At 73.0% G+C, this 12,414-nt stretch carries 5 protein-coding genes and 1 pseudogene; 1 reads left to right on the top strand and 5 read right to left on the bottom strand.

Features of this window, described 5'->3' with window-relative positions:
• Positions 1-42 precede the first annotated feature (42 nt).
• A complete protein-coding gene (locus tag ABIA38_RS29540) occupies positions 43-918 on the top strand; it encodes a hypothetical protein (protein ID WP_424641911.1) in 876 nt (291 codons plus the stop codon).
• Positions 919-965: 47 nt separating this feature from the next.
• Here the strand turns inward: ABIA38_RS29540 and ABIA38_RS29535 are convergent, their stop codons facing one another.
• The 5 genes and pseudogenes from ABIA38_RS29535 to cobC form a co-directional block, all read right to left on the bottom strand.
• The gene (locus ABIA38_RS29535) at positions 966-1,769 is read right to left on the bottom strand and encodes a TrmH family RNA methyltransferase (protein ID WP_424641910.1); all 804 of its coding nucleotides are present in this window, start codon (positions 1,767-1,769) and stop codon (positions 966-968) included.
• Positions 1,770-1,773: 4 nt separating this feature from the next.
• Entirely contained in the window at positions 1,774-3,168 is a 1,395-nt protein-coding gene (locus ABIA38_RS29530; protein ID WP_424641909.1) for a uracil-xanthine permease family protein, read from the bottom strand.
• Positions 3,169-3,357: 189 nt separating this feature from the next.
• Positions 3,358-4,584 (bottom strand): uroporphyrinogen-III C-methyltransferase, encoded by a 1,227-nt coding sequence (cobA, locus tag ABIA38_RS29525; RefSeq protein ID WP_424641908.1) that lies wholly within the window; start codon positions 4,582-4,584, stop codon positions 3,358-3,360.
• Between the two features lie 226 nt (positions 4,585-4,810).
• Positions 4,811-7,021: pseudogene (cobT, locus tag ABIA38_RS29520) on the bottom strand (nicotinate-nucleotide--dimethylbenzimidazole phosphoribosyltransferase); the annotation flags it as partial.
• Between the two features lie 4,283 nt (positions 7,022-11,304).
• Positions 11,305-12,408, bottom strand: a complete 1,104-nt coding sequence (gene cobC / locus ABIA38_RS29515) for an Rv2231c family pyridoxal phosphate-dependent protein CobC (protein ID WP_424641907.1) — start codon at positions 12,406-12,408, stop codon at positions 11,305-11,307.
• Positions 12,409-12,414: the final 6 nt, after the last annotated feature.

Genomic DNA, 12,414 nt, shown 5'->3' with positions numbered 1-12,414 from the left:
GCGAATCCGGCTGCCGACGATCGGATGAAACTGCATCGGACCATGACTTACCTGGACGGACGGCCCTACACGCTGATCACTTTGCGACCGTCCGTCGAGGTCCGGTTCGCCGTCAACCACTTCCACGACACCTGGCACGTGCTCTCCGACCGGGCCGGCGCCCGGCTGTTCGGCCGGCTGTTGTGGGGTCTCGCCTACGACCGACACGAGAACACCCTCGTGGTGATCGACCGACGCTTCCTGGATCCGACCCCGTTCGAGGCCGAACCGTCGGTACCGATCGTGTTGTTCGCCGGCGAGCGCACGCCGTTCGGCGGTCGGGCCGCCCGCGAGTTGCGCCGGGTGCTGCCCACGCTCGGCCGACCGCACGGCACGGTGCGCCGGCACACCCACGGACTCGACGCCGCGCTCGCCGATCTCGACGCATGGTGGGCGGAACATCCACTGCCGCCCTGGGACCGGAAGCGGGAGCGGCACTTCGAACGGCAACGCCGGCACACGGTGCGCGACGGTCTGTTGGTACTGCCGGGCAGCACCGACGAGTTGCTGCGCAACGCGGTGCTGATCGCAAACCTGAAGGTGTCCGTCTCGACGCCGATGGCCTACGAGTTCCTGCACCACTACGAGTTCCAGGTCTTCCACGACTACCGCCGCCGGGTCAGCGCGGCGGTCACCGCACGCCGCGAGATCCGGGCCCTGCCGGTGCCGCCGGACCGGATCACCGGCCCGGGTTACCACGAGGGCGACGTGATCCGGCGGCACATCTGGGCGCGCGGTACCGAGATCCGCGAGCTGCGGATGCGCGGACGGCGGGTGGCGGAGCGGCCGGCCATGTACCAGACCCGGACGATCAACGAGATCGAACGTTTGGGCGATACCCCCAACCAACGCCACACGTACGCCCGGTCGCCGGACTGAGCCGACACCTCACCCGCACCCGCACCCGATCTCGATCGTCCGCGACCTCAGCCGTATGCCACCGCGTAGAAGGCGACCGCCGCCGCCGCGCCCACGTTCAGCGAATCCACCCCGTGCGACATCGGGATCCGGACCAGCCGATCCGCCGCCGCGAGCGCCTTCGCGGTCAGCCCGGGGCCCTCGGCGCCGAGCATGAGCGCACACCGCTCGGTGTCCGCCGGCGGCAGTTCGTTCAGCGCCACCGACCCCTCGGCCGGGGTCAGCGCCAGCAGCGTGAGCCCGGCCCCGCGCAGCACGTCCAGGCCGCCGGGCCACGGGTCGAGGCGGGCGTACGGCACCGAGAACACCGCGCCCATCGACACCTTCACCGAGCGCCGGTACAGCGGATCCGCGCAGTCCGGCGACAACAACACGGCGTCCATCCCGAGCGCCGCCGCACCACGGAAGATCGCTCCGACGTTGGTGTGATCGTTGACCCCCTCGAGCACCGCGACCCGACGCGCCCCGGCCACCACGTCGGCCGCCGCCGGCAGCGGCTTGCGGCCCATCGAGGCGAGCGCTCCACGATGTACCTGATAGCCCGTCACCCGCTCGACGATCTCCGGACTGCCCACGTAGACCGGCACGTCCGCGGCCTCGATCACCTCCGCCATCGTCTCGATCCAGCGCTCCGAGAGCAACATCGACCGCATCGGGTAACCCGCCCCGAGCGCGCGCCGGATCACCTTCTCCCCCTCCGCCATGAACAGCCCCTCGGCCGGCTCGCGGCGGCGGCGCAGTTCCACGTCGGTCAGGTCGGTGTAGTCGACGAGGCGCGGGTCGGCGGGGTCGTCGAGCGGGATCACGGGCATCGGATCAGTGTCCCAGGCCGGTCGAGCGCGGCTCGTCGTCGGCCACCGCCGCCGCGTTCAACAGCGGCTGCGCACCCTTGAGATGCGGCGGCGCGAGCAGCCGCAGACCGTGGTAGGCGATGATCACCACGAGCGTCCCGAGTGGGATGCCGTCCAGCTTGAAGTCGTCGGTGAACTCCACCGACACGTTGCCGATCCCGATGATCACCCCGGCCGCGACCGGCACCAGGTTGAGCGGATTGCCCAGGTCGACCCGGTTCTCGGCCCAGATCTTGGCCCCGAGCAGGCCGATCATGCCGTACAGGATCACCGTGATCCCGCCCAGCACACCACCGGGGACGGCCGCCACGATGGCGCCGAACTTGGGGCACAGGCCGCACAGGATCGCAAACAGCGCGGCGGCGTAGTAGGCGGCCGTGGAGTAGACCCGGGTGGCCGCCATCACGCCGATGTTCTCCGCGTAGGTCGTGGTGGCGGGCCCGCCCACGGCGGTGGAGAGCATGGTGGTCACCCCGTCCGCGGCGATCGCCCGACCCATCAGCGGATCCAGATCGTCACCGGTCATCTCGGCGACCGCCTTGACATGCCCGGCGTTCTCCGCGACCAACGCGACCACGACGGGCAACGCGAGCAGGATCGCGGACATCTTGAAGTCCGGCCCGTGCAGGGACGGAACCCCGACCCAGTCGGCAGCCGACACCCCGTCGAAGTTCACCCGCCAGTGCTCCACCACCTTGCCGGACCCGTCCGCGGAATGAATCCGCCCGAACGCCCGGTCCGCCACCCAGGACGCGAAGTAGCCGAAGACCAGCCCGAGAAACACCGCGATCCGCGACCAGAACCCACGCATCACCACCATCGCGACCAGCGTGAAGCCCATCGTGATCAGCGCGATCCACTGATCCTGCGGCCAGTAGGACCTGGCCACCACCGGCGCGAGGTTGAACCCGATGATCATCACCACACCCCCGGTGACCACCGGCGGCAACGCCGCGTGCACGACCCGGGCCCCGAGCACATGAATCGCAAGCCCGACCAACGCGAGCACCGCACCGACCACGAGCATCGCCCCGGTCAGCTCGGCGACACTCCCACCGGCCGCCGCGATGGAAGCCGCAACTCCCACGAACGACAGGCTGCTGCCGAGATAGCTGGGCACCGCCCCTCGGGTGATCAACAGAAACAAAATCGTGGCAATGCCGGACAACATCACCGCGAGATTGGGATCGAGTCCCATCAAAACGGGTGCGATAAAGGTCGCCCCGAACATCGACACCACATGTTGAGCCCCAAGCCCCGCGGTCCGCCCCCAAGACAACCGCTCCCCGGGCCGAACCACCTCACCGGGCCCGGGAGTCCCCCCGTCCCCGTGCAACGTCCACCCGAGCCCGAGCACCATCACGCATCTCCTTGTAGACATGAAAATAAGCAAACCCGCAAGAATATACGCGACAAATGACGTCGAACCCACTCCGAGCGGGCCGGCCGAGCCTGGCCTGCGGCCGGCTTTGTCCGCAGACGCCGGACGGGCTGCCGGTATGCAGACCGACAGCCCGTCCGGCGCCTGAGGACAAACCCGACCCCGCCCCTACTCACCGGCCAGGGACACCACGTCACCCACAACCACGATGGCCGGCGGCCGGATCCCCTCCGCGACCACATCCGCCGCCGCCGAGGAAAGTGTCGTCCGCAACACCCGCTGCGTGGCCATCGTGCCCTCCTGGATCACCGCCACCGGAGTCGAGGCCGCCCGCCCATGCGCCTCCAATGCCGCCGTGATCGGCCCGAGTCGCTCCACCGCCATCAGCAACACCAACGTCCCGCGCAACCGCGCGAGCGCCGCCCAGTCCACCAGCGACCTCGGGTCCTCCGGCGCGACATGCCCCGACACCACCGCGAACTCGTGTGCGACCCCCCGGTGGGTGACCGGGATGCCCGCGATCGCCGGCACCGAGATCGCACTGGTGATCCCCGGCACCACCTGACACGGCACGCCCGCCTCCGCACAGGCCAGCGCCTCCTCGAAGCCCCGCCCGAACACGTAGTTGTCGCCGCCCTTGAGCCGCACCACGAACCGCCCCGCCTTGGCGTGCGAGATCATCGCGTCGTTGATCGCCTCCTGCGCCATCGCCCGCCCGTACGGGATCTTCGCCGCGTCGACCACCTCCACGTGCGGCGGCAACTCGCCGAGCAGCGCCCGCGGCCCGAGCCGGTCGGCGATCACCACGTCGGCCTCGGCGAGCAGCCGCCGACCGCGCACCGTGATCAGATCCGGATCGCCCGGCCCGCCACCGACCAGCGCCACCCCGGGCAGCACTCCGCTCGGCCGCTCCTTGCGCGCGGCCAACGACCCGTCGTGCAGCCCCTCGACGATGCGATCACGCACCCCCGCCGCCCGCCGAGGGTCGCCGCCGGCCAGTACGGCCACGGAAAGACCGTCGTGCCGCCCGCTCGCCGGTGTCCACGCACTGGCCTGCGACGCGTCGTCGCACCGTACGCAGAACACCCGCAGCGCCTCCGCGTCGGCCGCCACCGCCTCGTTGACCTCGGCCAGCTCGGTCGCGGCCAGCGCGTACCAGGCACCCTCCAGGTCACCGGGCGCATAGGCCCGCCGCGCCCAGCGCAGTTCGCCGCCGGTCGCCATGCCCTCCACCGCCGGCGTCGCCTCGGGCGCGACCACCAGTACATCCGCACCGGCGTCGAGCAGCGCGGGCAGTCGACGCTGGGCGACCGTACCGGCGCCGACCACGACGACGCGCCGCCCCTCCAGGCGCAGGCCGGCGAGGTACGCGGGGGGACCAGGAAGTCGGGACATCGTTCTCACATTTCCGGGTGGGACTGGTGCTCAGGGCAGGGTACGGATTCGGGCGTTCTCGGTATTCGGCGACCTTCCCAGACTCGGCCACGACACCCCGCCCCCAGCGGAGCGACGCGCGCGCCACGCGCGGGAGAGGGCACCTCCGCCACCCCATCGTGGCCAAGGTGCCCTCCGACTGCCGCGGGCAGAAACGCAGGGGCGCGGGAGCGCGCCGAGGTCGGGATCAGTCGGTTTTGCCGCTGACCCCCGCCGAGTCGAACGTGGCCACCTCGTGCAGCACACGTACCGCGCTCTGCACCAGCGGCAACGCCAACACCGCGCCCGTACCCTCGCCGAGCCGCATCTCCAGCTCGACCAACGGACGCAGCGACAACTTCGCCAGCGCCGCCGCATGGCCCGGTTCGGCCGAGCGGTGGCCCGCGACGCACGCCTGGATCGCCTCCGGCGCGATCGCCTGCGCGACCAGCGCCGCGGCGCCCGCGATCACGCCGTCGAGGACCACCGGTACGCGCAGCGCCGCCGCGCCGATGATGTAGCCCGCGATCGCCGCGTGCTCCAGACCGCCGACCGCGGCCAGTACGCCGATCGGGTCGGCCGGATCGGGTTCGTGCCGCGCGAGCGCCGCCCGGATCACCTCGACCTTGCGCCGGTGGGTGGCATCGTCGATGCCCGTGCCCCGCCCGGTCACCTCGGCCGGCTCGACCCCGGTGAACACCGAGATCAGCGCGGCGGAAGCGGTCGTGTTGGCGATCCCCATATCGCCGGTGAGCAGGCCCTTGTTGCCGGCCGTGATCAGATCGCGGGCGGTCTCGATGCCGACCTCGATCGCCGCGATCGCCTCGTCCCGGGTCATCGCCGGACCCTGGGTCATGTCCCCCGTGCCCGGCCGGATCCGGCGCGGCAACAACCCGGTGGCATCCGGCAGTTCGGTCGCGACGCCGACATCCACGACGCACACCTCGACGCCGATCTGCTTGGCGAACGCGTTGACCACCGCGCCGCCCGCCAGGAAGTTGCCCACCATCTGGGCGGTGACCTCCTGCGGCCACGGCGACACGCCCTGCGCGTGCACCCCGTGGTCGGCGGCGAACACCGCGACGGCGGCCGGCTCCGGGATCGGCGGCGGGAACGTCCGGGCCAGGCCGGACAGTTGCGCGCCGATCGTCTCCAGGATGCCGAGCGAACCCGGCGGCTTGGTCATCATGCGCTGGTGCTCCCAGGCCGCGCCGAGCGCCTTGGCATCCAGCGGACGTACCGACTGGAGCGTCTCGTCGAGCAGGCTGACCGGCTCCTCGCCGGGCAGGCCGCGCCGACCGTAGGTCTCCTCGTGGACCACCCACGACAGCGGGCGGGCCTTGGCCCAGCCCGAGGTGGCCAGCTCCGGCTCGTCCGGGAACGCATCCACGTAGCCGACGCACAGGTAGGCGACCACGTCGATGTGATCCGGCAGACCGAGCGCCTTGGCCAGCTCACGCTCGTCGAAGAAGCTCACCCAGCCCACGCCCAGGCCCTCGGCCCGCGCCGCCAGCCACAGGTTCTCCACCGCGAGCGCACTGGAGTAGGGGCCCATCTGCGGTTGGGTGTGCCGCCCGAGGGTGTGCCGACCGCCGCGCGTCGCGTCCACGGTGACCACGATGTTGACCGGGGTCTCCAGGATCGCCTCGACCTTTATCTCCAGGAACTGCTTGGCCCGGGCCTTGGGCAGCGAGGTGGCGTACGCCTCGCGCTGCCGCTGGGCCAGTTCCTGCACGGTGACCCGGGTCTCCTCGGAGCGGATCACCACGAAGTCCCACGGTTGCGAGTAGCCGACGCTCGGCGCGGCGTGCGCGGCCTCCAGCACCCGGACGAGCACATCGTCCGGCACCGGATCGGGCCGGAACCCGGCCCGTACGTCCCGCCGCTCCCGCATCACCCGATGCACGGCCTCACGCGCCGCGTCGTCGTAACCGGGCGCGGCGGGGCCACGATCGACCTCGACGTCCTCCGCCGGATCCGGGCCGGCCGGCAACAACACGGTAACCGCGTCCGCGTCACCACCGGCCCCCTCGCCCGAACCGCCCGAACCACTGTGCGGCAACCCGTCGACGACGACACCGACCGGCTCGGCCGGGGGCGGCGGAATCCGGGGAATCTCACCGGTCCCCGGACCACTCGCGGGTTGTGCCTCGGACGCGGCGGGCGCGACCTGGGGGGTGGGCGCGGGCGGCGCCTGCCCCTCGACCTCGGCGACCGGGGTGGGCTGCGCCTGGTCATCGGGCTCGGTGACCGGTGCGGGCGGCGCCTGCTCGCCGGACGCGGCTACGGGTGTGGCCTGGGGGACCGGCGCGGGCGGCGCGGACTCCCCGGGCTGGGCAATGGGTGTGACCTGGGGGACGTGCATCGCGGTGCCTTCGTCGGACGTACGTGGAACTGCCGGTTCCCCGGCGGACGTTGCGGAATCGACTTGGACCGATTCCGCGACGGGCTCGGGGGCCGTCGCGGGCGGCCGGCCGGCGGACTCGACGGGGATCTCCTCGGCGAGCAGCTCGGCCGCAATGGACTGCGTGGTCGGCCCGGCCTCCCGAGGCACACTCGCGGCATCGGCGGGCGGGACGTCGGCGGCTGCGGCCTGGCCCGGTAGGGGTGCAGGTACGGAGGCAGCGGCCGGGGCGGATACCGCACCAACCACCGGCTCGACCGGCGCGCTTTCGGCGGCCTGCGATGCACCGGTCGTGGTACCAACGGCCTGCGCCGTCGGCGCAGTGGAGGTGTCGGGCGCGGTTGCCACATTCCCCACCACCTGCGAGGTCGACGCAGCGGACGCGTCGGACGCCGGCACACCCGAAGCATCCGGTCCGTTCGACGCGGTCGCCGTAGCTCCCGCAGCCTGCGCGTCCGGTACGTCGGGCGCACTCGCCGCAGTCGCCGGGCCACCCGCAACCTGCGGATCCGACCCGTCAGACGCACCCGGCGCACCCGGCGCACCGGAAGACGCCACCGTGGCCTGCACGTTCGGCGCAGCGGGTACGGTCTGCGCAACCGCCGCAGCCGCACCCCCCTGCCCGTTCGGCGCGCCGGGCGCGCTCGATGGGGCAGCCGTGGTCCCCGCAACCTGCGCGGTATCCGGCACGGTCGACCCGGCAGGTGCCTTCGGCGCCGCCGCGGCCTGTGCGGTCGGTACAACCGGTACGGCCTGCGCATTCGGCACGGCCCCCGCGTTCTCCGGAGCCTGCCCGCTCAGCGCGGCCGAAATGACCCCTGCGGCCGGGGCATCCGACACGCCTGGCGTACTCGATGCGCCCGCCGTGTTCCCCACAGCGGGCGCGTCCGCCGCAGGTACGTTCGAGGCGGTCACAACAGCCTGCTCACCCGGCAAGTCAGGCGCGCTCGGTGCGGTTACCGTAGCCCCCGCAGCAGCGGGCGCGTCCTGCCCGCCGGGCGTGTTCGACGCAGTCCCCGCAGCCTGCGCATCCGGCCCGGGAGCCATGTTCGGCGTAGCCGAAGAGTCCACCGCGGCCTGCGCATTCGGCGCGACCTGCCCGCTCGATGCCGCCGGAGCACTCGCTGCCGACGCCGCCGAGCCGCCCGGCGTCTGCGGCCCGACCTGCGCGTTGTTCGCCCCCACCGGAGCGGCATCGGCCACCTGGCCGGCCGCACCGGCCCGAGCGTCCTCCGCGGTCGGAGCGATCGCAGTCACCTGCCCAGCCGGGCCGGCCTGCACGTTCGGCTCAGCCGAAGCAGCCTCTGCCGCCTGCCCACCGGGGCCGACCTGAGCAGTCGATCCCACCGGAACACCCACCGCCGCCTGCCCATCGGGCTCGGCCTGCACGGCCGTTCCCACCGGGACGGCTCCGGCCGCCTGGCCCGCCGGGCCGACGGGTGCCTCCGCTCCCACCGGAGCATTTACCACCGCGTGCGTGCCGGGCGGGTCCTGCGTGTTCGCCGCCATCGGGGCGATTCCGGCTGCCTGCGCATCCGGTTCCGCCGAAGCAACCGCAGCCGCCTGGCCGGCCGGACCGGCCTGTGCACCCGAAGCGCCCGGCGCGTCCGAGGCCACCGAAGTGGTCACGGCCGCCCGCGTGTTCGAGTCGACCTGCGTATCGGGCCCGTTCGGCGCCGCCGAAGGGGTGCCGGCCGCCGGTCCTTCCGAGCCTGCCGGCGCGGTCGATCCAGTCGGGGCGTTCATCGCTGCCTGCACGTTCGGGGCGCCCTGTGTACCCGGCACGTTCGACCCCACCGAAGCGGCGTCGGCCGCCTGCGGATCGAACGCCACCGGAGCAGCCGTCGCCGGCCCGACCGGGCCTGCCGGCGCGTCGGTTCCGGTCGGGGCACCCTGCGCGTCCGGCACGTTGAGCCCCACCGAAGTAGCCACGGCCGCCTGCGTGTTCGAACCGGCCTGCGCGTCCGATCCCACCGCAGCAGCCGCAGCCGCCTGCTCACCCGGGTCGGCCTGCGGGTTCGGGTCGGCCTGCGTACCCGGCACGTCCGAGCCCACCGAAGTGGCGCCGGCCACCTGCCCGTTCGAACCCACCGGATCACCTCCGGTCGGCTGCCCGGCCGGAGCAGCCTGCGTGTTCGAGTCCACCACAGCAGCCGCAGCCGCCTGCTCACCCGGATCGACCTGCGGGTTCGGGTCGGCCTGCGTACCCGGCACACCCGGTACGTCCGAGCCCACCGAAGTGGTCCCGGCCACCTGCCCGTTCGAACCCACCGGATCACCTCCGGTCGGCTGCCCGGCCCGAGCAGCCTGCGTGTTCGAGTCCACCACAGCAGCCGCAACCGCCTGCTCACCTGGAACGGCCTGCGAATTCGGCTCGGATTGCGCACCCGGCGCACCCGGCACGTCCGAAGCCACCGAAGTGGCGCCGGCCACCTGCCCGTTCGGGCCCACCGGATCGCTCACCGTCGCCTGCCCGTTCGATGCGCTCTGCGTACCCGAAGCGGTCTGCTCATTCGGCCCCGCCGGGGCAGCCGCAGCCGCAGCCGCCTGGCCGCTCGGGGCGGTCTGCGGGTTCGAGGCGGTCTGCATGTTCGGGTCGGTCCGGGTGTTGGATTCCGCCGAAGCACTCGCCGCAGCCTGCGTGTTCGGTCCCGCCGTGGCCGGTGTCGGCACAGCCGCCCGGTCCGAAGCAGGCGCCGCGCTTCCCGGTTGCCCGGTCGCCTCGACGGCCTCGGTCGTCACGGCCACCAACTGCACCACGGCAGGCGCCGTCGCCGGCACCGTCCCCGGCGCCTGCTCGGGCGGCGCTACCGGGCTAATCGGCGGAGTGGTAGCGGCAGTTGTGTCCTGCTCGGCGGAACCGGCCGAGCCGGACCGGGCCGCCGGTCGACGCCGTCGAGCCCCGGTACCCTCCGGCACCACCGGTGCCACCGGCGGCGCAACAGCGCCCTGCGCACCCTGCGCGGCCTGCGCCTCGGCCACCTGCGGCGCAGCCGCGTCCGCGACGTCCGGTCCGGGCGCGGTCGTGGCCACTCGCGCGGCCTCCGCCGGCTGCGTGCCGGCCACCCCCGACTCCGCCAAAGCGTCGACCACCGCGTCCGGCGCGGCCTGAACGAACCTCGGCGGCGCCGGCTGCGGCGGCACACCGGGCAACGGCTGCGGTATGGCCGGCGCGGTCACCCCCGGCCCGGCGCCGGCCACCGGCGGCGAAGCCTGCGCGGGAATACCCGTGTTCACGGCGTCACCGACGGGATGCGCACCACTGTGCGGCCCGGGCTGTGGCGGCACCGGACCACGCCCCACCCGACGCTGACGTCGCGGCGGCAGCGTGGTGCGCTGCGGCACGGCAGCGGCGACCGGGAACGGCGGCGGATCCGCCGGATTGCCACCGGCCGACTGCTGCGGCACCTGCGATGGTGGCGACTGCTGCGACTGCTGCGACTGCTGCGCCTGCGCCGGCTGCGACACCGGCTGCTCCGCACCCTGCGCCGCCCGCACCCGCTGCCGCAACCGACCACCGGTGATCCCCGGCGGCTGCTCGACAAACGCCCCCGACACCGCTTCGGCCACCGGCATCGCGGACACGACCGGAGCAACCGGGGCCACCGGCGCCACGAACTGCGGCGCCGCCGGCGGCGGCACCACAGGCCCCGCCTGAGCACCCGCAAAAGCATTCCCGGGACCCACCGGACCTGCCGGATCCACCGGACCCGCAGCACCCACCGAAGCCGGCGAAGCCGGACCCACCGGCCCGGCACCCGGCCCTCCCGCGCCCCCCGGGCCGGAGTGCACCGGAGCCGGATACGGCTCCGCCACCCCCTGCGGCGCCACCCCGTACTCCCCCGGCCCGAAGCCCTGCACGGGCTGCGGGACCTCCTGATGTGGCGTCATGGGACCGGGCGGATACGGAATCTGACCGCCCGTCATCGGCGTCGGCGGCGCGATGTACGTCTCCGCCTGCTCCGGCTCGTCGATGATCATCGCGGCGAACATGCCGGACTGCGGCCCGGGCACGGCGTCGTACGCCTGCTCGATCGGCGGCACCGAGACCTGTCCCGCGGCATCGTCGCCGGCCGCCGCCATCCGATCGGCCAGGGACATCCCCGGCGCGACCGACACGGCCGCGTTCGGGTCCGCCCACCCCGCCTGCGGCCCCGGCATCAACAGCGAGTCCTCGTCGTCCAGATCGTCGTACGGGTACGGACCGGCCGGTTCCCCGACCGGACCGGTGCCGGCGGCGTGCCTGGCGGGGGCAGGGCCCACGCCCTCCCCAGCAGGTCGGCGCTCGTCGGCTTCGCTCATGTAACTACTCCTTCCAGGGCAGCCGCGAAGGCCAGCGTCGTGGCACGATCCCGCACCGCGATCCGAAGCCAATCCGGGCCCAGGCCCGGAAAAGTGTCGGCCCGCCGAACCGCGTAGCCTCGCTCCCTCAGCTGCTCGCGGATCTCTGGGCCCCCCTCGATCCGCGCGAGCACGAACGAGGACCGGGGAACGACCGGTAGCCGCATCCCCGAAACCGTGCGCAGTCTCTCCACGAGGTACGAACGGTCAGCCGCGAGCGTAACGGCCAACGCCTCCGCCTGCGCGAGCGCCTCCGGCGTGCAGCACGCCTCGGCGGCGATCAGCGCCGGTGTCGACACCGACCACAACGGCTGAGCGTCCGTGAGGATGCGCACCAGATCCGGGGAAGCCAGGACGTAACCGATCCGCAGCCCGGCCAACGCCCAGGTTTTCGTGAGACTTCGCACAACCACGAGGCCGGGCAGATCGGCTCGCCCGGCCACACTTTCGGGTTCGCCCGGAACGGTGTCGGCGAACGCCTCGTCGACCACCAGGATCCGGCCGGGCCGGGCCAGCGCGGCGATCGTGTCCGCCGAATGGAGCACCGACGTCGGGTTGGTGGGGTTGCCCAGTACCACCAGATCGGCCTGGTCCGGCACCCGCGCCGGGTCCAGTTCGAAGCCGTCGCGCTCGTCGAGGACCAGCCGGTGCACGGTGTGCCCGGCGGCCCGCAACGCGGCCTCGGGCTCGGTGAATTGTGGGTGTACGACCACCGCGTGCCGAGGGTTCAGGGTCCGGGCCAGGAGTACGAACGCCTCGGCGGCGCCCGCCGTCGGCAACACCTCGGCGATCGACCGCCCATGCCGCGCGGCGATCGCGGCGCGGGCCCGGCGCGGGTCGGGGTAGGCGGCCAGCTCGCCCAGGCTCGCGGTGAGGCGGTGCAGCAGCCAGGCCGGCGGAGCCGTCAGCCGTACGTTGACCGCGAGATCGACCAGGCCCGGCCCGAGTTCCGCGTCACCGTGATGGCGCAGATCCACGTCCGGTGCGCGGCGGGCGCCCTGGTCGGCGTACCGATCGTCGGGAGTGGGCCCGTCGAGTCCCGTCATCGCGTCACTGCCCATGTCCGT

This window comes from Embleya sp. AB8 (assembly GCF_049739465.1).
Lineage (GTDB): Bacteria > Actinomycetota > Actinomycetes > Streptomycetales > Streptomycetaceae > Embleya.
The sequence above is the reverse complement of the archived record's forward strand: the minus strand, read 5'-3'. Positions and strand labels throughout refer to the sequence as shown.